The organism is Pseudomonas saxonica (assembly GCF_007858365.1).
GTDB classification, from domain to species: domain Bacteria; phylum Pseudomonadota; class Gammaproteobacteria; order Pseudomonadales; family Pseudomonadaceae; genus Aquipseudomonas; species Aquipseudomonas saxonica.
Window position 1 is genome coordinate 71,856 of record NZ_VFIO01000007.1, and the last position, 21,704, is coordinate 93,559.

A 21,704-nucleotide genomic window follows, 5' to 3' on the forward strand; every position below is an offset into this window, starting at 1 on the left:
TTCACCTCTTGCTCTTGATGGCAGTGCCGAGCACTTGCAGATAGGCCACGAGTGCGTCCATCTCGGTTTTGCCCTGAACGGACTGTTTGGCGTTGGCGATGTCTTCATCGGTGTAAGGCACGCCGAGGGTGCGCATCACCTTGAGCTTGGTTTCGGTGTGGGAGCTGTCGACCGGGGATTCGACCAGCCAGGGGTAGGCGGGCATTTTGGACTCCGGCACCACGTTGCGCGGGTTGTACAAATGTGCGCGGTGCCAGTCATCCGAGTAGCGCGCACCCACCCGTGCCAAATCCGGGCCGGTGCGTTTTGAACCCCACAGGAAGGGGTGATCCCACACGCTTTCACCGGCCACCGAATAGTGGCCATAGCGCTCGGTTTCAGCGCGGAACGGGCGAATCATCTGCGAGTGACACTGCACGCAGCCTTCACGGATGTAGATGTCGCGACCTTCCAGTTGCAATGCGGTGTAGGGCTTCATGCCTTCAACCGGGGTGTTGGTCACGTCTTCAAAGAACAGCGGGACGATCTGCGTCAGGCCGCCGATGCTCACGCACAGAATCATCAGCAACAGCATCAGGCCGATATTTTTTTCAATCACTTCATGTTTCATGGCGAACTCCTCAGGCCATCTGCGCGGCGGCAACGACTTCAGCGGGCTCGGCGTTACGCACCGTGCGCCACGTGTTGTAAGCCATCAGCAGCATGCCGCTGAAGAAGATCGCGCCCCCGATCAGGCGCACGACATAGCCCGGGTGGCTGGCCACCAGGGTTTCGACGAAGGAGTAGGTCAGCGTGCCGTCCTCGTTCACTGCGCGCCACATCAGGCCTTGAGCGATGCCGTTGACCCACATCGAGGCGATGTAAAGCACGGTGCCGATGGTGGCCACCCAGAAGTGCGCGTTGATCAGGCCAATGCTGTACATCTGCGGGCGCCCGAAGATTTTCGGGATCATGTGGTAGAGCGCACCAATCGAAATCATCGCCACCCACCCCAGAGCACCGGCGTGAACGTGGCCGATGGTCCAGTCGGTGTAGTGGGAGAGGGCGTTGACGGTCTTGATGGCCATCATCGGGCCCTCGAAAGTCGACATGCCGTAGAAGGCCAACGACACCACCAGAAAGCGCAGGATCGGGTCGCTGCGCAACTTATGCCAGGCGCCCGAGAGCGTCATCATGCCGTTGATCATGCCGCCCCAGCTGGGGGCCAGCAGAATCAGCGACATCACCATGCCCAGTGACTGCGCCCAGTCCGGCAGCGCGGTGTAGTGCAAGTGGTGCGGGCCGGCCCAGATATACAGGGTAATCAGCGCCCAGAAGTGCACGATGGACAGGCGATACGAGTAGATCGGGCGCTCGGCCTGTTTGGGCACGAAGTAGTACATCATCCCCAAAAAGCCCGCTGTCAGAAAAAACCCTACCGCGTTATGGCCATACCACCACTGCACCATCGCGTCCGTTGCCCCACCGTAGAGCGAGTAGGACTTGGTGAGGCTGACCGGGATTTCGAGGTTATTGACGATGTGCAAAATCGCCACCGTCACGATAAACGCGCCGAAGAACCAATTGCCCACGTAGATGTGTTTGGTCTTGCGCTTCATGATCGTGCCGAAAAACACGATGGCGTAAGCGACCCAGACGATGGTGATCAAAATGTCGATCGGCCATTCCAGCTCGGCATATTCCTTGGAGCTGGTGAAGCCCAGGGGCAGGCTGATGGCGGCGAGCAAAATGACCAACTGCCAGCCCCAAAAGGTAAAGGCCGCAATCCTGGGCGCAAACAGCGTGGCCTGACACGTGCGTTGCACCGTGTAGAAGGAGGACGCGAACAATGCACAACCGCCAAAGGCGAAAATCACTGCGTTGGTGTGCAGCGGGCGCAGACGGCCGAAGCTGGTCCAGGGCAAATTGAAATTGAGTTCGGGCCAGACCAACTGCGCGGCGATAAAAACCCCGAGCCCCATACCGACGATGCCCCAAACCACCGTCATAATGGCAAATTGGCGGACCACCTTATAGTTGTAGGCGGTACTGATTGAAGTGTTCATGGTTCCCCATCCACGGTTCAGGCGAGTACATGTGCACGCCTGGAGTTATTGGCAGACTAAAAGCGAGGCAAGCATGGGCGTAGCAAGGGGCGGCGGTATTGACGGGGATCAATGGGTGCAGTGCGTGCAGGATCGGGGCTGGTTATGGAATGCAGCGGCTGACGTGCACAAAACGGGCGAACCGACCACGCTGATAATGGCTCACGGCGCGGGTGCACCGATGGACAGCGACTGGATGACCGGCATGGCTGAACGCCTTGCCGCGCGCGGGCTCAACGTGCTGCGCTTTGAGTTTCCTTACATGGCGCAGCGTCGACTCGAGGGTGGCAAAAGGCCGCCAAACCAACAGGCCAAGTTGCTCGAGTGCTGGCGTGAGGTGTACGCCGAGGTGCGACGGCATGTCGCTGGGCGCGTGGCCATTGGCGGTAAATCCATGGGTGGGCGAATGGCCAGTCTGGTGGCGGACGAACTGGGGGTGGATGCACTGGTGTGTTTGGGCTATCCGTTTTACGCATCGGGCAAACCGGAAAAACCGCGTGTGGCGCATTTGGCTGAACTGCACACACCGACGCTTATTATTCAGGGCGAACGCGATGCATTGGGCAACCGCCAAGCGGTTGAGGCCTACACGCTGGCGCCGAGCATTGAACTGTTTTGGTTGGTGGCGGGCGATCATGATTTGAAGCCGCTAAAAGCTTCGGGCTTTACCCATGTACAGCATCGGGATGCGGCGGCCGATCACATTGCGCGGTTTGTGTAGCGTGCTGTTTTCGCACTATCGGCGGCGTCAGGAGTCGTGTCGCCGCTGCCGAAGGCTGCATTCGGCGGTGAAACCGTCGTAAAGCCATTCAGCCTGGGTGTTTCAGGTCCACGGTGTTGATCACGTTTGCGACGATTGCATCGTCGAACGCAGCCTCGCACGACTCGTCAGCTGCTACGGGGACTGACGTTCTCCCCGCGTACACTGGAATAGCGCTCGCGCCTTAGCGACTTTTGTCAGAGACGAGTTTCAACAAAACAGCATGCTTCTGTCGTCTCAGACGGAACAGTCCGACATACAAGAGTTTTGTATTCTCATCTAATTCCTCCCTGTCAGCCATGACGGGGGATTCGAGTACCGCATTCCCTCACAGCCATTACATTGAGGGAAATGGATGCCCACTCTCTGCCTGCTTTCTTGCCGTCACTCCTCTTTTTTAGGCGCCCGATCAAAGCTGCTTACGGGCATTCGTCATGACAGCCGCAGGCCACTGGATGCTGGCGGCCAGCCTGTTGTTGCAAGGCTGTGTCGAGTCGCAGCCGACGATGTTGGGGGCTTCGATTTCTGGGGTTAACCACACTTCAGCCGCCATCAATCATTTCAGCGTAAACGGCGGTGGCGGACCGAATATCGGCCCCTTCGGCGGTGGCCCGCGTAGCCAGATGTGCTGTGCGATGTTGCCAGTGCAATGGCGCGAAGGGCTGACGGTGGTGGTGGAGTGGGAGAAGGATCCGTCGCCTTACGATTACGCCTCTTTGTCAGAGCCCTTATTTACTGATGCTTGGCGTGTACGAATGAAGGAAATGAGGAAGAAAAACACTCGCCATCGAGCCGTTGTTGAAGTAGCGCCTTACAAACAACTGGGGCTGGTCACCGTGCATTTCTTGCCATGCGATCAGGTCAAGGTTTCTGCCAGCCCGACCTATGAAGGTCTCAGGGATCACCCCTATAACTTTCCCCGCCGAATGGAAGTGCCCAGCACATGTCCGACTCCTTAAACACGCTCCATAAACGCCCGCCAGCGGAACCTCTGGCGATGACCCCGGAATTCCCCTTAAAGGGGTTGTTACCTTCGCATCCTCAGCAGGTGGCCGATAACGGCATCGCGCAGCGCAAAGTGGAACGTCAGATCGCGATTGAAACCGAGCGGGCTGCGCGGGCTGCACGCCGGTTTTATGTTGGTCCGCCGTGTATGGATGTGCTGAACATTACGCTGTGCTTTGACGGCACCAATAACCATGAGCCGTCAGATAAATTGAGTAAGCCACCCACGACCAGCAATGTGGCGCGTTTATTTCACGCCAGCCTGGGTGATATGGAAGGTCAGCCCCCAACCCCTGTCAGCGATGAGGCTTTCTTTCGCTATTACATCCCCGGGGTCGGGACTGAGTTCAAGGAAATCCATGAGTTCGGGCCGAGTGATTCGGGGCTGAGCATGGCCACCGGAGGCGAAAATCGTATTAACTGGGGGCTGACCCGGCTGCTGGATGTATTGAAGGTCGCTTGTAATGAAGGACCTCTTCTCCCCAAAGCTGCCTACGCACTTATCCAGAAAATGGGCACGTCTGTGGGCATGGATGCCTTGGGGGCTTCACTTGTCAGCGACGGTTATGCTCGCCGCAAGGCAGTTCTTGAAGCGCCGATTCGCGAGTTGCAACAAAAGGTCGAATTGCAGAACCGCCTGAAAACCGCCCCGCTGATCAAAGCCATGCGCCTGTACGTGTACGGCTTTTCTCGTGGTGCTGCCGAAGCGCGGGCGTTTGCCAATTGGCTGGAGGCGTTGACCAAGGTCGAGGTCGAGGGTGAAACCTGCTACCTGTTTGCCGGGTTGCCCATCAGCATTGCCTTTATGGGGCTGTTCGATACGGTGGCGTCAGTGGGGGTGGCGTATCTGGCGCCGTTTGCCAGCGGGCATATGGGCTGGGCTGACGACTCGCTGCGGCTGTCGGATTCGGAAGTGTTTCTGGAGCGCTGCGTGCATCTGGTTTCGGCCCATGAGCAGCGCGCCTGTTTCCCACTGGATTCGATACGGCGCAAAGCGCGACCTGACGATCCGCTGTGCCCCTCGACCTACCGCAATGGCACCATTGAATACCTGTACCCAGGCATGCACTCGGATGTAGGCGGCGGCTATCCGCCGGGGGATCAGGGCAAATCACGGGAGGGCAGTCAGGACGTTTTGTCGCAAATCGCCTTGCACCATATGTTCAGTGAAGCCTACAAAGTAGGTGCGCCGTTGCAGGCCCCCAGAGAGGCGCTTCACGCTGACCAACGGGAGCGCAGCCCTTGGTTGATCATGGAGGATGAAACCCTGGAGTCCTACGACGTTTCCGAAACCCTCATCCAATATTTCAACACCTGGCGCGCCACCCTGATTCCTGGCCCGCTGGAAACCGCCATGGAACATCAGGCCGGGCTGATCACCGGTTGGCGCATCCACCGTTACGCCAGTTACTGGTTCGAGGATTCAGCCGCTTTCTCTCATGTCTCCGGTAAGTACCCTGGGGAAAGCCCCGACATGACCGCTAAAGAGCGCGAGGCATTCGAGGCGTTGCACGGGATGCAGCTGGCAGAAGATCAGGCCGCTCGCTCCGGCCAGCCGTTACCCGAATGGTCGGACAGCGAGCGCGAAGAGCGTGTGGAGCATGAGAAGACCAAGCTGGCCTTCGAACAGCGCATCGGTGCGTCCACCCCCACGGCCATCAACACCGCCAAAGTTTTTGAGCCCTCGCTGGACCATACCCAGCTGAGGGCCGCCATGAACGAATTCCGCATTGATTACCTGACCGAATGGCAATTGCCGGAAAACTCCGAGATGTTCAGTTGGGGCCGGTTCGTCAATATGGCCGCCGGCGGGCTGGTGTATCTGACCAACGAAGAGGACGAAGCCCAGCAGTACAATGACCTGCGCAGGGCGGGCTATTGGTCCTACTTCCGGCTGTTCACCGAGGACCATCAACCGCTCAATGATGAGGCCAGGCAAGTGCTGACGCTGTTCGATGACTATGTGCACGATTCCCGCGCATGGTTTATGCATTCATCGCTGGGCGAGCGTGAACCGTTCAGCGACTACTTTCGCTACCGCACGATTTTCTTCGACGACGAGAGCAACAAGGCGCTGTCGTTGCTGGCCCGGGCCGGGCAGGTGGTGGGGGTTGCCGTCGCTATTGCCAGTGTGGGCTTGAGCATCAAGCGGCGTGACCCGCGTTATCTGGTCGGGCTGTTGATGCCTTCATTGGGCCTTCCGGTGTTTCGCGGCAAAGTCGGGGCGCCTGAATTCAGCGCCATCGACACCCTGACCGGCATAGCCTTGCCGATGCTGGAAGACACCCAGGGCGTTCGCGCCTTTACTCAGGAGACGGGCAGCAAGCTGAAACTGCTGGATTCACTGCCTTTACCGCCAGCCCTCGACGAAACCACCGCGACCACCCCAGCCCTGCAAGAAGTGTTAGCCGCCGCGCTTGCTGCGGCGGCCGTGCGAAAAGCCGAAGAAGAGGCGGCGTACCAGGCCAGTCTTACACCGGAAGATAAACGCCGCTTGCTGGAAGCCGAGGAGCTTGAGGAGCGAAAACGCCTGTGGATCGAGCAGGCCAAAGCGGCGACAGCCGCCGCTCGCCTTAGCGGTTAAACCGCTCCACCAGCGAATACTGAGTGTTCACGGTTTGGGTCAGTTCTTCGCTCAGTTTCGCTGAATGCTGAGCTTGCTCAGAGGTTTGGTCAGCCAGGTCGGCGATGGTACTGATGTTGCGGCTGATTTCTTCAGCCACGGCACTTTGTTCCTCGGTGGCCGCGGCAATCTGGGTCGTCATGTCGGTGATGTTCGCCACCGCTTCACTGATGCCCACCAGCGCTTGATCCGCTTCCATCACCCGCGCCACGCCTTCCTGTGCCTGACGATGGCCGGCGTCCATGGTTTGCACGGCGGTTGAGGCGGTTTGTTGCAGCTTGGCAATCAGGCTGTGAATCTGTCCGGTCGAGGTGCTGGTGCGTTGCGCCAGTTGGCGGACTTCATCGGCGACCACGGCAAAACCGCGACCCATTTCGCCAGCCCGGGCCGCCTCAATGGCCGCGTTCAAGGCCAGCAGGTTGGTCTGGTCAGCAATGCCTTTGATCACATCAACTACGCCGCCTATTTCGTCACTGTCCTTGGCCAGTTGCGTCACCGTGGCTCCGGTTTCACCGACAACGACAGACAGGCGTTCAATGGCTTCGCGGGTTTCACCAGCAATGTCACGGCCCCGGCTGGTCAGACGATTGGCCTCTTGGGTCGCGTCAGCCGTGCGCTGTACATGGCTGGCAACTTCCTGAGTGGTCGCGGCCATTTGGTTGACCGCCGTGGCCACTTGCTCTGTTTCAACACGCTGGCGCTCCAGCCCCAGTGAGCTTTTGTGCGCCAGAGAATCCGATAGCCGGGCTTGCTCACTCAAGTGCTCGGCGGTGTCTTGCAGGCGGGTGAGGCAGGTTTTGAGACGAGCTTCCTGGCTCAGGATGGACATTTCCAGGCGCGCTTGCGGGCCACGACTGTCGGTGTACATCTGGGCAATCAGCGGGTCGGAGGTCGTTTGCTCGGCCAGTCGCAGCAAACGCTTGATGCCGCGTTGTTGCCAGCTTAGGCCCAGCAACCCCAGTGGAATCGAGAGGAGGGCGGCCAAGGCAAACCCCCAGCTGGAATTAAGCAGAACACCAATCATGAAGCTCAACTGGCTAACCAGAATAAACGGCAGCCAGTCCTGCAATACCGGCAACCACTGGTCACGGCGCGGTACGGCCGGTTTGCCGCGGTTCAACCTGGAGTAAAGGCCTTCTGCGCGCAGAATTTGTTCGGCCGTCGGCTTGATGCGCACCGACTCATAGCCCACCACGCGCTCGTTCTCAAACACCGGCGTCACGTACGCATTGACCCAGTAATGGTCGCCATTGCGGCAGCGGTTCTTGACGATACCCATCCACGGCTGCCCCTTTTTCAGGGTGCTCCACATGTGTTCGAACACCGCAGAAGGCACATCGGGATGGCGCACCAGGTTGTGCGGCGCCCCGATCAGCTCGTCACGAGAAAACCCGCTGATCTCCATGAAGGCGTCGTTACAGTAATTGATAACGCCTCTGGCATCAGTCGTGGAAATCAACCGTTGTTGCGCGGGGAACGTCCGTTCGCGCTGGGTGATGGGCTGGTTGTTACGCATGTCATGTCAATCCGCAAGGCTTTGACAGGGTGTCGGCGGACCTGAGGATTTGTTTAATTTAAATCCTGGCGTCTACCCATCTTTAATGAGCAACGGATTTACACCCAAAAAAACCGAGCGGGATGGTGTGCGGCGCTTCATCGCAATGGCGCATCCAACCGATCGCAGCCTTCGTTCCTCGTCGGCGGCAAGAACCGCAGGAGACCTAAGCCAGCATGGGGTAGGTGAAAAACACGAAGTGCAGCAGGTTCAGGCCAAAGTGCGTGGCAATCGCTGCACCTAGCCCGCCGAATCGATAGGCCAGGCCATAACCCAGCCCGGCAATACCCGCCAGTAACACCCACTGCCAGCCTGCAGCCATATGGGCAAGACCGAACAGCACCGAGGCTATCACCAGTGCCAACGCCCGACCATAAGGCAAGCCCTTGAACCAGCGGCTCAGGCCGCCCTGTATATAGCCTCGAAACAGTGCTTCTTCGACTACGGTGACCAGCAACAGGTTATTGAGCATCCATATCCAGCCGGATGTTGGCCATTTTGGCGCCCAGGCAATCATGCCCAGCATCATTGCCCCGCCCAGTGCGGCAAGGGCCACAAGCGCCAGCGCCATCAGCGTGGCTCTCAACGTCACCCGCCAGGCAAAGCGCGGGGCGATCCAGGGGCATACCAGCAGCAGCCAAAAACCTATCAAAGGCTTGTCGAGATTGAGGTACATCGAAAAAGGCACGGCATCGGCGGTGATGCGTTCCGGAGCGATGGCGCGACCATTATTGAAACCGGGCAACCCGTGCAGGGCTAAGGCAACGGCCAGCAAAATAAACACGGCGTGAGCGGTGTAGCGCAACCATTGAGGGCGCGACGGGTAGGCCGCCATACCGGTCAGGACCAGCGCCAGCAGTGGGGCAATGGCTTGAACGCCCAGTTGACCATAGCTCAGGGCCAGGCAGTAGCCGAGGGTTAGAAGGGCCAGATAGGGCCAGGGCAAAACGGGCATGTCATTCCTTGTTGGCGGCATAAAAAAGCCCCGAAACAGGTTCGGGGCTGGCCAGTATAACGATCTATCGACAAAGAAATGACTGGCAGAATGTGTAGGAAGACGCCTCTTAAGAGGCAATCAACTGGCGCAACACGTAATGCAAAATCCCGCCTGCTTTGAAGTATTCAATCTCATTGAGGGTGTCGATCCGACAGAGTACCTCGACTTTTTCCTGTTGACCGTTCTCCCGGGTGATAACCAGCGTCAGGTTCATGCGAGGCTGCAACGAGGTGTTGGTCAAACCGAGAATATCCAGTGTTTCCTTGCCGGTAAGGTTCAGGCTTTTGCGGTTCTGATCGAGCTTGAACTGCAAGGGAAGCACGCCCATGCCCACTAGATTGGAGCGGTGAATACGCTCAAAACTTTCGGCAATGACGGCTTTTACTCCCAACAGGTTGGTGCCTTTAGCGGCCCAGTCGCGGCTGGAACCCGTGCCGTATTCCTGTCCGGCAATCACCACCAGAGGCGTGCCCGCCGCCTGATAGCGCATGGCCGCATCGTAAATCGACATTTTTTCGCCAGTGGGGATGTAAATCGTGTTGCCGCCTTCTTCACCGCCGAGCATTTCGTTACGAATACGGATATTGGCAAAGGTGCCGCGCATCATCACTTCGTGATTACCACGCCGCGAGCCATAGGAGTTGAAGTCCCGGGGTTCCACGCCTTTTTCGCGCAGATAGCGACCCGCCGGGCTGTCCGCCTTGATATTGCCCGCAGGGGAGATGTGGTCGGTGGTCACCGAATCCCCCAGCAACGCCAACACCCGGGCACCTTTAACGTCGCTGATCACCGGCAATGGCCCGCTGATGTCATCAAAGAACGGTGGGTGCTGGATATAGGTGGAATCCGCTTGCCACACATAGGTCGCGGCTTTTGGCACTTCAATGGCCTGCCACTGTTCGTCACCGGCGAACACCTCGGCGTATTCCTTGTGGAACATGTCGGTGGTCACTTGTGAGACGGCGTCGGCGATTTCTTTTTGGCTGGGCCAGATGTCCCGCAGGTACACCGGCTTACCGTCTGAACCCACACCCAACGGTTCCCGGCTGATATCAATGCGCACGGTCCCCGCGAGGGCGTAGGCGACTACCAAGGGCGGCGAGGCCAGCCAGTTGGTTTTCACCAAGGGGTGAACACGGCCTTCAAAGTTGCGGTTGCCCGACAGCACTGAGGCCACAGTCAGGTCGGACTGGGTGATGGCTTTTTCAATCGGTTCTGGCAATGGCCCGGAGTTACCGATGCAGGTGGTGCAGCCGTAGCCGACCAAGGCAAAGCCCAGTTGGTCAAGGTATTGAGTGAGGCCCGCTGCTTTGTAGTAGTCGGTCACCACTTTGGAGCCCGGCGCCAGCGAGGTTTTCACCCAAGGCTGACTTTTTAGGCCTTTTTCGACTGCTTTTTTCGCCACCAACCCGGCAGCCATCATCACGCTGGGGTTGGAGGTGTTGGTGCATGAGGTGATGGCAGCGATGACCACGGCGCCGTTTTTCAGGCGGTAAGTCTGACCGTTGTAGCTGTACTCCGCTTCGCCGATCAGGTCGGCATTGCCCACGGCGACGCCACCACCGCCCTCGCTTTCAAGCCGGCCTTCTTCTTTACTGACGGGTTTGAATTGCAGGCCCACGAAGTCATCAAACGCTTTCGCGACGTCGGGCAATGCCACGCGGTCTTGCGGGCGTTTGGGGCCTGCGAGGCTGGCTTCCACGGTGCCCATGTCGAGCGCCAGTGTGTCCGTAAAGACGGGTTCCTGACCCGGTTCGCGCCACAGACCCTGAGCCTTGCAATACGCTTCGACCAGTTTGACAGTGGCGTGCGGGCGCCCGGACAGCCGCAGGTAATCCAGCGTGATGTCATCCACCGGGAAGAAACCACAGGTGGCGCCGTATTCGGGGGCCATATTGGCCAGTGTCGCGCGGTCGGCCAGCGGCAGCTCAGCCAGCCCGTCACCATAAAACTCGACAAACTTGCCCACAACGCCCTTGCTGCGCAGCATTTGGGTGACGGTAAGCACCAGGTCGGTGGCCGTAATGCCTTCCTTGAGTTTACCGCTGAGCTTGAAGCCGATGACTTCCGGGATCAACATCGACACCGGTTGGCCGAGCATCGCTGCCTCGGCTTCAATCCCGCCGACGCCCCAGCCCAGCACACCGAGGCCATTGATCATGGTGGTGTGGGAGTCGGTGCCGACCAGGGTGTCGGGGAACGCGTAGGTGCGACCGTCTTCTTCTTTGGTCCAGACGGTGCGGCCCAGGTACTCCAGATTCACCTGATGGCAAATACCGGTGCCGGGGGGTACGACGCTGAAATTATCGAACGCATCCTGACCCCAGCGTAAAAACGCGTACCGTTCGCCGTTACGTTGCATTTCAATGTCAACGTTTTGCTCAAAGGCGTTGGCGCTGGCGAAGGTGTCGACCATGACCGAATGATCGATCACCAGATCGACCGGAGACAGCGGGTTGATGCGTTGCGGGTCGCCGCCAGCCTTGGCCATCGCTGCGCGCATGGCCGCCAAGTCGACGACCGCGGGCACGCCGGTAAAATCCTGCATCAATACGCGTGCCGGGCGGTACTGGATTTCCCGATCGCTGCGCCGCTCTTTGAGCCAGGCGGCCAGCGCCTTGAGGTCAGGTTCGGTAACGGTCTTGCCGTCCTCCCAGCGCAGCAGGTTTTCCAGCAATACTTTGAGTGACATCGGCAGCTTGCTCAAATCCCCCAGAGTCTTGGCGGCATGGGGCAGGCTGAAATAGTGATAAGTCTTGTCGTCGACTTTTAAGGTGCAAAGGGTGTTCAGGCTATCAAGGGAGGACATGAAATGACTCCTGTAGTACACGGGTAGAGCTTCTAACCTAGACCTGAAAAGGTGCTCTGGCTAATAACTGGACTGTCTATACGGGTTCAAGGTTCCGAACTCGGCTATCATGCCGGCCTTTTCGTGACAGTCCTTGCGCCAAATCAAGGATGCGCAGCTGGCCAATCCCTGCCAGTTGCCCAGGAGTAATTCAATGAACACCGTTTTTATGCACTGCCGGCCGGGTTTTGAAGGTGAAGTTTGTTCGGAGATCGCCGAACATGCCGCCCGTCTCAATGTGGCCGGTTATGCCAAGGCCAAACCAAGCACTGCCTGTGCCGAGTTTGTGTGTACCGAAGAGGGCGGCGCCCAGCGCTTGATGCGTGGCCTGCGTTTTGCCGACCTGATCTTTCCGCGTCAATGGGCGCGGGGTGGTTTTATCGAGCTGCCGGAAACTGACCGTATTAGCGTCATTCTTGAACACATGGCCGACTTCCCGGTATGCGGCAGTCTGTGGCTGGAAATGGTCGACACCAATGATGGCAAAGAGCTTTCTAACTTCTGCAAGAAGTTTGATGCGCACCTGCGCAAAGCGCTTATCAACGCTGGCAAGTTGGTGGAAGACGACGCCGATAAACCCCGTCTGTTGCTGACCTTCAAAAGTGGCCGTGAAGTGTTTTTGGGGCTGGCAGAGTCGAACAATTCGGCAATGTGGCCCATGGGTATCCCGCGCCTGAAGTTCCCGCGTGAAGCGCCGAGCCGTTCAACCCTGAAACTGGAAGAAGCCTGGCACCACTTTATCCCCCGTGATCAATGGGATGAGCGCCTGCACAGCGACATGACCGGCGTCGACCTTGGCGCAGCTCCGGGTGGCTGGACGTGGCAATTGGTCAATCGCGGCATGATTGTCACTGCCATCGACAATGGGCCAATGGCCGAAAGCCTGATGGACACGGGGCTGGTGCAGCACTTGATGGCGGACGGCTTTACCTTCAAGCCCAAGCAACCTGTGGACTGGATGGTCTGCGATATTGTCGAAAAGCCGGCCCGTAACGCGGCCATGCTTGAAGAGTGGATTGGCGAAGGGCATTGCCGCGAAGCGGTGGTCAACCTCAAGTTGCCGATGAAACAGCGCTACGCCGAAGTGCGTCGTTTGCTGGATCGAATTGCCGATGGCTTCAAGGCACGCGGTATTCAAGTTGAAATTGGCTGTAAGCAGCTGTACCACGACCGTGAAGAAGTCACCTGCCATTTGCGTCGACTGGACGTGAAAAAACCTAAATCTCGTTGATTCAGGAGTTACTGATGAGTTTTGCCGATTTGCCGGTTGACGGCACCCTGGATGCCACCGGCCTGAATTGCCCCGAGCCGGTGATGATGTTGCACCAGCACATCCGTGATCTGGTGCCCGGTGGCCTGTTGAAAGTGATCGCGACCGATCCATCAACCCGCCGCGACATCCCCAAGTTTTGTGTGTTCCTGGACCACGAACTGGTCGGGCAACAAGAGGAGGCGGGCACCTATCTGTACTGGATTCGCAAAAAGACTGATTGAAGCGCGCCACACACTGGGTGGCGTTGGCTCAGTCGTCTTTTTTCATCAGCCCCGCCAATGCGGCAAACGGGTTATGAGTGGCTTTGGCGATTTTAGGGCTGCTGGTGGAGCTGTCTGAAAAGTACTGCTGGTCGGTGTAGCGCGAGTGTTCATTGTCATGGCAGTACAAGCACAGCAGCTCCCAGTTGGAGCCGTCCTGCGGGTTGTTGTCATGGTTGTGATCGCGGTGGTGAACGGTCAGCTCACTCAGGCGTTTACCCGCAAATTCACGGGCGCAACGGCCGCACACGTGGGGGTACATTTTCAGCGCTTTGTCGCGATAGCCCATCTCGCGGTCACGCTGGGCATCCGCCAGGATGCGATCCAGTTTGGCGGTGTGGGACGGTGGGTTAGCCGAACTCATGGGTTCACCTTTTAAGACAAATGACGGTCAGGTCGTGTGAAGTTTAGCTGTTGATCAGCCTTTGATTTTTTCAGCAATCCAGATGGTATGACGCGTGCCCTTGTTGCCGTGGGCAAACACTTGAACTTCTTCGGCCTTGAAGCCGGCTTTGCGCAGTTTTTCAGAAAACTGTTTGTCGGCACTGGCCGACCATACGGCCAGCACGCCTTTAGGTCGCAAGGCTTTGGCGCAAGCGCTCAAGCCACCCGCGGAGTACAACCAGCTATTGGCCTTTTGGGTCAGCCCCTCGGGGCCATTGTCGACATCAAGCATGATTGCATCAAAGCCATTGGGTTCAGCCTGCAACACCTTGGCCACGTCTTCCATGCGAATCACCGTACGCGGGTCCTGCAACGGGTTGCCCGATTTCTCGCCCAGCGGGCCACGGTTCCACTCGACGACGCCCGGAACCAGCTCTGCGACCACCACTTCTGCGGTTTTACCCAGATGTTTTAGCGCCGAAGCCAGCGTGAAACCCATGCCCAAGCCGCCAATCAGCACCCGCGATTGCGCACGGCCGGCGACTTTACGGCAAGGAATCTCGGCCAGTGCATCTTCGGAGCCGTGCATGCGGGTGTTCATAAGCTGGCCGCCGTCACCGCCCTGAATTTTGATCACGAAGTCTTCGCCGTACTCGAACAGGCACAAGGCACCGCCATTTTCCGGGATAGGGGTGGTGTCGAGCAAAACAAAACGTTTCATGGGTATCTCATAGAAGGGGACAAAATCATCGAGTTACGAGTAGCCTGAGGGCCTGACGAGCCGGTCTGGCAACGGAGTGATTGATGAAACGCACTATTCTAACGGTCATTGGGTACAGCGCGCTCCTGATAAGTGCGGTTCATGCCGCTGAGCTGACGCCAGTGCCTGTGGTGCCGGTAACACCCGCGCCGGGTTCACCAGGCACTGCCACGCCCACGCCGTATCCGCAAATCACCCCCCGTGCGGTATCCAGGCCGCCTGCCAATGGTAGTCTGCTGCCATTGCCCCCGATCAACTTGCCGCAGCCGCCCAAAGACCAGCCGCTGCCGGGCCTTGACGTCAAAGAGCCCAAAGCCAGCCTCAAGACTGATTAAGACGCTTTACCTGTAGCCGCTGACGAGCTCCGCGAGGCTGCGTTCGGCGGCGCAGCCGTCGTGAAACCTTTCAGTCCCAGGCTTCAGGCTCATCGCTGGTGCGGGGTTTCAGATACCCCGCAGGCATTAAGCTTGCGACGATTGCATCGTCGAACGCAGCCTCGCATGACTCGACAGCTGCTACGAAATGCTTGTTCCGTCGCGTGGTCAACGATACGTCTGGCGCATCAGATGTTCAGCACTTTAAACACAAATGCATACTCCAGGGCCACGTCACGCAGGCCCTGATAGCGGCCACTCATGCCACCATGGCCGGCGTCCAGTTCGGTCTTGAGCAACAGCAGATGATCGTCAGTCTTGGTGGCGCGCAATTTAGCCACCCACTTGGCGGCTTCCCAGTACTGCACGCGGCTGTCGTTATAACCGGCAATCACCAGCATCGCCGGGTAGTCCTGAGCCGTGACGTTCTCATAGGGCGCATACGCCTTGATGCGCGCGTACACCTCTGGTTCTTGCGGGTTGCCCCATTCGTCGTACTCGGTCACCGTCAGCGGCAGGTCGGGATCGAGCATGGTATTGAGCACATCCACAAAGGGCACTTCAGCAATCGCGGCTTTAAACAGTTCCGGGCGCTGATTGAGTACCGCACCTATCAACAAGCCGCCTGCGCTGCCACCGCTGATCACCAACTGGTCGGAGCGCGTCAGGCCAGTGTCGATCAGGTGTTCGGCACAAGCGATGAAGTCACTGAAGGTGTTGTGCTTGTTTTCCTGTTTGCCTGCGCGATACCAGGCTTCGCCCAACTCGCCGCCACCGCGTACATGGGCAATGGCAAAAGCAACGCCGCGATCAAGCAAGCTCAGGCGGGCGTGGGAAAACCACGGGTCAAGGCTTTCGCCATAGGCGCCGTAGCCATACAGGTAAAGCGGTACAGGCTTGCCCAGTGCTGAGCGTTTGACCACCAGACTGATGGGCACGCGGGTGCCATCAGGGGCGGTGGCCCACAAGCGCTGGCTGACGTAGTCGTCGGCATCGAAAGGCCCCAGCACCGGGGTTTCCTTGAGCACGCTTTGCTCGCCGGTCGCCAGCGTCAGTTGGCGAACTTGAGCCGGACGGTTCAGTGACTCGTAGCGAAGACGGATATACGGGCTGTCAAATTCCAGGCTGTCTTGTACATACAGGCTGTAGGCCGCATCGGGCAATTGCACGCGATAAGGTGTCAGGCCATTAGGTCGGATTTCGATGATCGGCAGGCCACCTTCGCGCAAACTCAGGCAAAGGGCATGGGCGTTGAGGCTCATCCCCTCCAGCATGACTTGATCGTTATGCGCGATCAGTAACTGCCAGTCTTTGCGGGCAGGGACATCGCCCGGCGCGTAATACAAGGCGAAGTTGATCCCGTCCTGATTGGTGCGAATAAACCAGGCCCATTGCCCTTCGTACAAGCCGTGGTCAACGCTGTAGTCGTGCCCCTCAACCCGAGGTGCCAGACAGTTGAACGACTGTTGCGGGTGATCGGCATCCAGTACCCAGCTCTCACTGGTGGTCTTGCTGTTGAGCAACAGAATCAGATGGCGCTCGGAACTGGAGCGGTAGCAGTGCAGGAAAAAACGTCCGTCCGGCTCATGAAAGACCTCGTTTGCCGAAACTTCACCCAGCGTGTGGCGATACAGCTTGTGTGGACGGTGCGTGTCGTCCAGCTCGGCAAAAAACAGCGTCTGGCTGTCATTGGCCCACGTCATGCTGCCATCGCAGTCTTCAAACGGCAGTTCGGTCACAGTGCCATTGCTCAGCTCTTTGACGAACAGGCGGTAGGTCTCTTCGCCACTGGTGTCCAGGCTGTAAGCCAGGCGCTGGTGATCGGGGCTGATGCTGAAAGCGCCCAACGAAATGAAACCACCCTCGGCCAAGGCGTTGGGGTCGAGCAGCAATTGCTCGGCGCTTTCGTCGACCTGCTGGCTATCATCAGCCGGACGCGGGCAGCGGAAATGGCGGGCGTACTCATCACCCGCCACCGTGCGCGTGTAATACAGGTACGGCCCCCAAGGGGAGGGCAGTGACAAATCAGTCTCGCGAATACGGCCCTTGATCTCTTGAAACAGCGTCTCACGCAATTCAGCCTGATCGGCCAGCTGCGCTTCCTGATAGCTGTTTTCCGCTTTCAAGTAGTCCAGGACCTCTTCGCTATCGCGATTTTGTAACCATGAGTAGGGGTCAGAACCCTCCACCCTGTGTGCGATAGGTGCGCTGTTTGCGTAGGCTGATTCGGTCATTGAGCGTTCTCGAAGATTTGAATGAAAAGAAGGGAGGTTGAAGGCGGGGCAGCCGCACTGTCTAAAAGCCGTTATCATAGCGCTTCATTGCCTGCCGACCATGGATACCATGACCGAGAACGACTATCTGATCGCCTGGGGCCTTTACGCCTTTGCCGCTTTAGGCTGCCTGCTGGTGTGGTGCCGCCTGACCCGATTCATGTGGCGCTGGTTACGTGAGCCGTTGCGTGTCTTGATGGCCGTGCTGCTGTTCAGCCCGACCATCATCGACCCGGTCAAAGAAAAATTTGCCCCTGCCATGGCGATCACCGCACTGGACCTGGCCTTCAAAGTGGGCAACAACGCCTGGCGTGCCGTATCAGACCTGCTGATGTACACGCTGTTCGCGTTTGTGCTGTATGCCGTGTTTGTGCTGATCCGCTGGCCCATCGAGCGTGCCAGTAAGGCGCGTCTGGCAAAAATCGCTGCCGCTGAAAAATCACAGGGCGGTGATCCTGAAGATGACCAGCCTTTCGGCTCGGCAGGCGATGACCGTTATGGTCGTCGCGTCCCGCCCCGTGCGGCTGCCCCTTCACGTGTAGAGCCGCGGTTGTAACCCTTTTACGTTGGGCTTGAATGCGAGAGTACGAGCGTGTGTGAATTATTGGGCATGAGCGCCAATGTCCCGACTGACATTGTGTTCAGTTTTACCGGGCTGATGCAGCGTGGCGGACGAACCGGCCCGCACCGTGATGGCTGGGGCATTGCCTTCTACGAGGGCCGTGGCCTGCGCTTGTTTCAGGACCCTGGGGCCAGCTGCGATTCCGAAGTGGCGTTGCTGGTACAGCGTTACCCGATAAAAAGCGAAGTGGTGATTGGCCACATCCGCCAGGCCAACGTCGGCAAAGTATGCCTGTCCAACACTCATCCGTTTGTCCGGGAACTGTGGGGCCGTAACTGGTGTTTTGCCCACAACGGTCAACTGGCCGATTTTGCGCCGGGCGCGAGTTTTTATCGCCCCATAGGTGATACCGACAGTGAAGCGGCGTTTTGTGAGTTGCTCAACCGGGTACGCGAAGCCTTCCCGGAGCCGGTCGAGGTGGAGCGTATCCTGCCGGTGCTGGTGGCCGCCTGTGCCGAATTTCGCAGCAAAGGGGTGTTCAATTGCCTGCTCAGTGATGGCGACTGGCTATTTTGCTATTGCTCGACCAAGTTGGCGCACATCACCCGTCGCGCGCCGTTTGGCCCGGCACGCTTGAAAGATGTCGACGTTATCGTCGATTTTCAGTCTGAAACCACGCCGGATGATGTCGTCACAGTCATTGCCACCGAACCCTTGACCGAAAACGAAACCTGGACTCGCTACGAGCCCGGCCAATGGAGCCTGTGGCGGCGTGGCGAATGCGTCAGTCAGGGCACAACCGAATAAGGATGGGCGAATATGTGGTTGAGCTACCTGCGGTTGGTGTTGTTCACTTTGGGCTTGTTGATCGGCGTACAAGTGCCGGGGTTCATCAATGACTACGCCAATCGCGTCGAGGCTCACCTTATTGAAGCCCAGACCGGGCTGGCGGGTTTCCAGAACACCGCCAATCAGTTCTTCAAGGGCGACCTGCAAGCCCTGGTGGCGCATTATCAGGCCAGCGACGACCCGGTCTTTCGCAGCGATGCCAACAGCCTGAGCACCTTGCTGGACCGTCAGCGCCTGCTCGATGAGCAGTTCCAGGCCATGCAAGGTCCGTGGTACATGCGTGCCCTGCAAGTGGCCTATGCCGCCGACCCGGCTATTCGCGAAGAAACCTACAACACGTACACCTATCAGGTACTGCTTTCTCCGGTGGCTATCGGCTGGGCAATGGCGGGTGCGCTGCTGTTCTCCTTCATTATTGAAGGCTTTGTGCGGCTGGTGGACTGGGTGGTGCTGGGGGGCAAACGTCAGCGCGAACGTATTGCCCGGCGTGAACGCTACAGCTAAGCCGCTGCCTTGGCTTAACATTTAAGCAATCAACTTTTTCTTATGTCCGAGTCCGGCTTTTATTAGTTGGACGAAGGGCCTGTGCCTGTCGAAAAATGCTCGCCACCTACACTACAAAAAAACCACAGGAGCATGACCGTGAGCCGCCTGTTATTGAATTGCGATATTGGTGAGAGTTTCGGTAGCTGGACCATGGGCCTGGATGCCGAGGTAATGCCGTTTATTGATTGCGCCAACATTGCCTGCGGCTTTCATGCGGGTGACCCGGGCATCATGCGCAACACCGTGGCGCTGGCACTGGCGCATAACGTCAAAATCGGTGCCCATCCGGCGTATCAGGATCTGGCCGGTTTTGGTCGACGCTCAATGGCCTATTCGACGCAAGAGCTGCAAGACCTGCTGCACTATCAGATCGGTGCGCTGGACGGCATCTGCCGCGCTCAAGGCACCCGCGTCAGCTACGTCAAACCCCACGGGGCGATGTACAACGACATGATGGCCAACCCCGCGCAATTGCGAGCGGTGGTGCAAGCCGTGGCCGCCTACGATGGCAACTTGCCGCTGATGCTGATGGCCACACGGGACAACAGTGCAGCCCAAGCCATTGGCGATGAGTTCGGCGTGACCTTGTGGTTCGAAGCCTTTGCTGACCGTGCTTATGACAGTGCTGGTCGGCTTGTATCACGGCAACTGCCAGGTGCGGTGCATCACGACCCCGACGTTATCGTGCAACAGGCGCTGACCCTGGCAGCGGGCAAGCCGTTGCAAAGCAACGACGGCAGCGCCTTGTATTTACACGCCAATACCTTGTGCGTGCATGGCGACAACGCCAGTTCAGTGAACGCCGTACAGCGTATCCGTGAAGCCCTGAACCTGCAGGCTCAGGCATGAAGGTGCGTATCGAAGTGGTGGCCATCGACGCCCTGATGGTGCGTTTGTTCGATGACATTGCCGAAACCAATATGCCGTGGATGCTCGCCGCCAGCGAACAGCTGCGCATTTGTTTTGCTGAGCACCTGACGGATCTGGTGCCGTCCTACACCACCTTGATGGTGCACTACGACGGGCTGGCGCTGACCCCGGCGCAAGCGCGCGAGCGGATTGCCCAAGCGCTGACAGACCTGCGCCCGCACACTCAAAACAGTGGGCAGCGTCATCTGCTACCGGTGTGGTATGACTTGAGCGTTGGCCCTGAGCTGACCTTGTTAGCCCAACGCACGGGTGGATCGGTAAGTGAGGTCATTCGTCGTCATAGCGAGCATGAATATCAAGTGTTCGCGTTGGGTTTTGCCCCCGGTTTTGCCTTTATGGGTTTGGTCGAAGAAGCATTGGCCGCGCCCCGTCTAAATACACCGCGTAAACGGGTGGCCAAGGGCAGCGTTGGCATTGCGCAGCGTCAGACGGCGGCTTACCCGGCGCAGTCGCCGGGAGGCTGGAACCTGATCGGCCGCACCCCGAGTGCCTTGTTTGACCGGGATCGTGAGGGTTACAGCCTCCTGCGACCCGGCGATACCGTGCAGTTCGTGGCCGTTTCTCATGCAGAATTCATCCGCCTGGGCGGCGACGATACCCCTCAGGAGGCCTTGGCATGAGCCGTTTATTGATTCAGGCCAGCAATCCGTTGTGCCAATTGCAGGACGCAGGGCGGTTTGGTGTCCGCCATCTGGGGGTGACGCAGGGCGGCGCGGCAGACTGGTTATCAATGGCCAGGGCCAATGGTCTGCTGGGTAACACGCCTGGTGCTGCAGTGATTGAAATCACCCTCGGCGGATTGACCGTGGTGGCCCAGGACGATTGCACACTGGCACTGGCGGGCGCCGATTTAGCGGCGGCAATAGACGGGCAACCGCTGAAACCCTGGCGCAGTTTTTCGATGAGCAAAGGCCAAACCTTGACCTTTACCCAGCCATTGACCGGGGCGAGGGCTTACCTGGCCGCGCCAGCCGGGTTTGCGGCGCCGCAGGTCTTGGGCAGCTGCGCAACGGTGGTGCGTGAACAGTTGGGTGGGCCGGACGGGTTGGGTCGAGCGCTGCTGGCCGGTGATGAGTTGAGCTACGACGGTGTGGCTGCGCCTTTGCGTGAGTTGGAAGTGCCAATGCAGCCTGTGTTCAGCGCCAATCCACGGCTTGACCTGGTCATGGGGGCGCAACTCGGTGCCTTCAGTGGCCAAAGTACCTTTGATGCGTTCAATCGCCCGTGGACGCTGGACAGTCGGGCAGACCGCATGGGCATTCGCTTGCTGGGACCTGCGTTGGTGTATCAGGGCGCGCCGATGATTTCGGAAGGCATCCCGTTAGGGGCGATTCAAGTACCGCCAGATGGCCAGCCGATTGTGTTGCTCAATGATCGCCAGACCATTGGCGGTTACCCGAGGCTGGGAGCTTTGACCCCGCTGGCGTTGGCGCGGCTGGCGCAGTGTTTGCCGGGAGAGCAGGTGTACTTGCGGCCTGTTACGCAGGAGGCGGCGCAGCGTCAGCATGTGGGGTATGTGCGGCAATTTGAAAGCCCCTCACCCTAACCCTCTCCCAGAGGGAGAGGGGACTGACCGCACGCGGCTTTGTGCTCACCACTGATCAGTTCCCTCTCCCTTTGG

The 21,704-nt window shown here is 58.5% G+C and carries 20 protein-coding genes; 12 read left to right on the forward strand and 8 right to left on the reverse strand.

Annotation, left to right across the window (positions count from 1 at the left end):
* Window position 1: 1 nt before the first annotated feature.
* Both ccoO and ccoN read right to left on the reverse strand, forming a co-directional pair.
* A complete protein-coding gene (gene ccoO / locus FJD38_RS17035; RefSeq protein ID WP_122782182.1) occupies window positions 2–610 on the reverse strand; it encodes a cytochrome-c oxidase, cbb3-type subunit II in 609 nt (202 codons plus the stop codon).
* Between the two features lie 10 nt (window positions 611–620).
* Window positions 621–2,045, reverse strand: coding sequence for a cytochrome-c oxidase, cbb3-type subunit I (gene ccoN, locus FJD38_RS17040; protein ID WP_146386460.1), 1,425 nt, complete (start codon window positions 2,043–2,045; stop codon window positions 621–623).
* 73 nt (window positions 2,046–2,118) lie between these two features.
* On the opposite strand from ccoN, the gene FJD38_RS17045 reads away from it, so the two are divergent.
* The 3 genes from FJD38_RS17045 (at window position 2,119) to FJD38_RS17055 (ending at window position 6,433) form a co-directional block, all read left to right on the forward strand.
* Window positions 2,119–2,805, forward strand: coding sequence for an alpha/beta family hydrolase (locus FJD38_RS17045; RefSeq protein WP_146386462.1), 687 nt, complete (start codon window positions 2,119–2,121; stop codon window positions 2,803–2,805).
* Window positions 2,806–3,278: 473 nt separating this feature from the next.
* On the forward strand, window positions 3,279–3,803 hold the full coding sequence (gene tli1a, locus FJD38_RS17050) for a Tli1a family immunity protein (protein WP_146386463.1): 525 nt from the start codon (window positions 3,279–3,281) through the stop codon (window positions 3,801–3,803).
* The gene (locus tag FJD38_RS17055; protein ID WP_244302750.1) at window positions 3,788–6,433 is read left to right on the forward strand and encodes a T6SS phospholipase effector Tle1-like catalytic domain-containing protein; all 2,646 of its coding nucleotides are present in this window, start codon (window positions 3,788–3,790) and stop codon (window positions 6,431–6,433) included. Before tli1a ends, FJD38_RS17055 begins: the two co-directional genes overlap by 16 nt.
* On the opposite strand, the gene FJD38_RS17060 is transcribed toward FJD38_RS17055, so the two are convergent.
* From FJD38_RS17060 to acnA, 3 genes are all read right to left on the reverse strand, one after another.
* Window positions 6,423–7,988, reverse strand: coding sequence for a methyl-accepting chemotaxis protein (locus FJD38_RS17060; RefSeq protein WP_146386465.1), 1,566 nt, complete (start codon window positions 7,986–7,988; stop codon window positions 6,423–6,425). The genes FJD38_RS17055 and FJD38_RS17060 overlap by 11 nt on opposite strands.
* Window positions 7,989–8,193: 205 nt before the next feature.
* Window positions 8,194–8,982 carry a CPBP family intramembrane glutamic endopeptidase gene (locus FJD38_RS17065; RefSeq protein WP_146386467.1) on the reverse strand — a complete coding sequence of 263 codons (789 nt, stop codon included), beginning with the start codon at window positions 8,980–8,982 and terminating at the stop codon, window positions 8,194–8,196.
* A 109-nt stretch (window positions 8,983–9,091) separates the two neighbouring features.
* Window positions 9,092–11,833: an aconitate hydratase AcnA gene (acnA, locus tag FJD38_RS17070; protein ID WP_146386469.1), complete on the reverse strand. Its 2,742-nt coding sequence runs from the start codon at window positions 11,831–11,833 to the stop codon at window positions 9,092–9,094.
* A 193-nt stretch (window positions 11,834–12,026) separates the two neighbouring features.
* On the opposite strand from acnA, the gene rlmM reads away from it, so the two are divergent.
* Both rlmM and tusA read left to right on the forward strand, forming a co-directional pair.
* On the forward strand, window positions 12,027–13,103 hold the full coding sequence (gene rlmM, locus FJD38_RS17075) for a 23S rRNA (cytidine(2498)-2'-O)-methyltransferase RlmM (protein ID WP_122784072.1): 1,077 nt from the start codon (window positions 12,027–12,029) through the stop codon (window positions 13,101–13,103).
* Between the two features lie 14 nt (window positions 13,104–13,117).
* The gene (gene tusA, locus FJD38_RS17080; RefSeq protein ID WP_122784073.1) at window positions 13,118–13,366 is read left to right on the forward strand and encodes a sulfurtransferase TusA; all 249 of its coding nucleotides are present in this window, start codon (window positions 13,118–13,120) and stop codon (window positions 13,364–13,366) included.
* A 28-nt stretch (window positions 13,367–13,394) separates the two neighbouring features.
* Here the strand turns inward: tusA and FJD38_RS17085 are convergent, their stop codons facing one another.
* Window positions 13,395–13,769 carry a YajD family HNH nuclease gene (locus tag FJD38_RS17085; protein ID WP_122784074.1) on the reverse strand — a complete coding sequence of 125 codons (375 nt, stop codon included), beginning with the start codon at window positions 13,767–13,769 and terminating at the stop codon, window positions 13,395–13,397.
* Between the two features lie 54 nt (window positions 13,770–13,823).
* Window positions 13,824–14,510, reverse strand: coding sequence for a spermidine synthase (locus FJD38_RS17090; protein ID WP_146386471.1), 687 nt, complete (start codon window positions 14,508–14,510; stop codon window positions 13,824–13,826).
* 83 nt (window positions 14,511–14,593) lie between these two features.
* Between FJD38_RS17090 and FJD38_RS17095 the strand changes: the two genes are divergently transcribed.
* Entirely contained in the window at window positions 14,594–14,884 is a 291-nt protein-coding gene (locus tag FJD38_RS17095) for a hypothetical protein (protein WP_146386473.1), read from the forward strand.
* 227 nt (window positions 14,885–15,111) lie between these two features.
* On the opposite strand, the gene FJD38_RS17100 is transcribed toward FJD38_RS17095, so the two are convergent.
* Window positions 15,112–17,157, reverse strand: coding sequence for a S9 family peptidase (locus FJD38_RS17100; protein ID WP_122784077.1), 2,046 nt, complete (start codon window positions 17,155–17,157; stop codon window positions 15,112–15,114).
* A 100-nt stretch (window positions 17,158–17,257) separates the two neighbouring features.
* Here FJD38_RS17100 and FJD38_RS17105 point away from each other — a divergent pair, with 100 nt between their 5' ends.
* The 6 genes from FJD38_RS17105 to FJD38_RS17130 all read left to right on the forward strand — a co-directional run bounded on the left by FJD38_RS17105 (window position 17,258) and on the right by FJD38_RS17130 (window position 21,629).
* Window positions 17,258–17,752, forward strand: a complete 495-nt coding sequence (locus FJD38_RS17105) for an MFS transporter (protein WP_146386475.1) — start codon at window positions 17,258–17,260, stop codon at window positions 17,750–17,752.
* Between the two features lie 36 nt (window positions 17,753–17,788).
* On the forward strand, window positions 17,789–18,565 hold the full coding sequence (locus FJD38_RS17110) for a class II glutamine amidotransferase (protein WP_122784079.1): 777 nt from the start codon (window positions 17,789–17,791) through the stop codon (window positions 18,563–18,565).
* Window positions 18,566–18,577: 12 nt separating this feature from the next.
* Window positions 18,578–19,111, forward strand: a complete 534-nt coding sequence (locus tag FJD38_RS17115; RefSeq protein ID WP_122784080.1) for a DUF2937 family protein — start codon at window positions 18,578–18,580, stop codon at window positions 19,109–19,111.
* A 138-nt stretch (window positions 19,112–19,249) separates the two neighbouring features.
* Window positions 19,250–20,002: a 5-oxoprolinase subunit PxpA gene (locus tag FJD38_RS17120; protein WP_146386477.1), complete on the forward strand. Its 753-nt coding sequence runs from the start codon at window positions 19,250–19,252 to the stop codon at window positions 20,000–20,002.
* Window positions 19,999–20,703 (forward strand): 5-oxoprolinase subunit PxpB, encoded by a 705-nt coding sequence (gene pxpB / locus FJD38_RS17125; RefSeq protein WP_146386479.1) that lies wholly within the window; start codon window positions 19,999–20,001, stop codon window positions 20,701–20,703. Before FJD38_RS17120 ends, pxpB begins: the two co-directional genes overlap by 4 nt.
* Window positions 20,700–21,629, forward strand: a complete 930-nt coding sequence (locus FJD38_RS17130) for a 5-oxoprolinase subunit C family protein (protein ID WP_146386481.1) — start codon at window positions 20,700–20,702, stop codon at window positions 21,627–21,629. Before pxpB ends, FJD38_RS17130 begins: the two co-directional genes overlap by 4 nt.
* The last annotated feature ends 75 nt before the right edge of the window (window positions 21,630–21,704 follow it).

What these genes read in the sequence shown, in the direction of transcription:
- FJD38_RS17115 (WP_122784080.1), top strand. Translation starts at nt 18,578, where the DNA reads ATGTGGTTGAGCTACCTGCGGTTGGTGTTGTTCACTTTGGGCTTGTTG.
- FJD38_RS17105 (WP_146386475.1), top strand. Translation starts at nt 17,258, where the DNA reads ATGGATACCATGACCGAGAACGACTATCTGATCGCCTGGGGCCTTTAC.
- FJD38_RS17085 (WP_122784074.1), bottom strand. Translation starts at nt 13,769, where the DNA reads ATGAGTTCGGCTAACCCACCGTCCCACACCGCCAAACTGGATCGCATC.
- ccoN (WP_146386460.1), bottom strand. Translation starts at nt 2,045, where the DNA reads ATGAACACTTCAATCAGTACCGCCTACAACTATAAGGTGGTCCGCCAA.
- FJD38_RS17090 (WP_146386471.1), bottom strand. Translation starts at nt 14,510, where the DNA reads ATGAAACGTTTTGTTTTGCTCGACACCACCCCTATCCCGGAAAATGGC.
- tusA (WP_122784073.1), top strand. Translation starts at nt 13,118, where the DNA reads ATGAGTTTTGCCGATTTGCCGGTTGACGGCACCCTGGATGCCACCGGC.
- pxpB (WP_146386479.1), top strand. Translation starts at nt 19,999, where the DNA reads ATGAAGGTGCGTATCGAAGTGGTGGCCATCGACGCCCTGATGGTGCGT.
- acnA (WP_146386469.1), bottom strand. Translation starts at nt 11,833, where the DNA reads ATGTCCTCCCTTGATAGCCTGAACACCCTTTGCACCTTAAAAGTCGAC.
- rlmM (WP_122784072.1), top strand. Translation starts at nt 12,027, where the DNA reads ATGAACACCGTTTTTATGCACTGCCGGCCGGGTTTTGAAGGTGAAGTT.
- FJD38_RS17060 (WP_146386465.1), bottom strand. Translation starts at nt 7,988, where the DNA reads ATGCGTAACAACCAGCCCATCACCCAGCGCGAACGGACGTTCCCCGCG.
- FJD38_RS17130 (WP_146386481.1), top strand. Translation starts at nt 20,700, where the DNA reads ATGAGCCGTTTATTGATTCAGGCCAGCAATCCGTTGTGCCAATTGCAG.
- FJD38_RS17045 (WP_146386462.1), top strand. Translation starts at nt 2,119, where the DNA reads ATGGGCGTAGCAAGGGGCGGCGGTATTGACGGGGATCAATGGGTGCAG.
- FJD38_RS17055 (WP_244302750.1), top strand. Translation starts at nt 3,788, where the DNA reads ATGTCCGACTCCTTAAACACGCTCCATAAACGCCCGCCAGCGGAACCT.
- FJD38_RS17065 (WP_146386467.1), bottom strand. Translation starts at nt 8,982, where the DNA reads ATGCCCGTTTTGCCCTGGCCCTATCTGGCCCTTCTAACCCTCGGCTAC.
- FJD38_RS17100 (WP_122784077.1), bottom strand. Translation starts at nt 17,157, where the DNA reads ATGACCGAATCAGCCTACGCAAACAGCGCACCTATCGCACACAGGGTG.
- tli1a (WP_146386463.1), top strand. Translation starts at nt 3,279, where the DNA reads ATGACAGCCGCAGGCCACTGGATGCTGGCGGCCAGCCTGTTGTTGCAA.
- FJD38_RS17095 (WP_146386473.1), top strand. Translation starts at nt 14,594, where the DNA reads ATGAAACGCACTATTCTAACGGTCATTGGGTACAGCGCGCTCCTGATA.
- ccoO (WP_122782182.1), bottom strand. Translation starts at nt 610, where the DNA reads ATGAAACATGAAGTGATTGAAAAAAATATCGGCCTGATGCTGTTGCTG.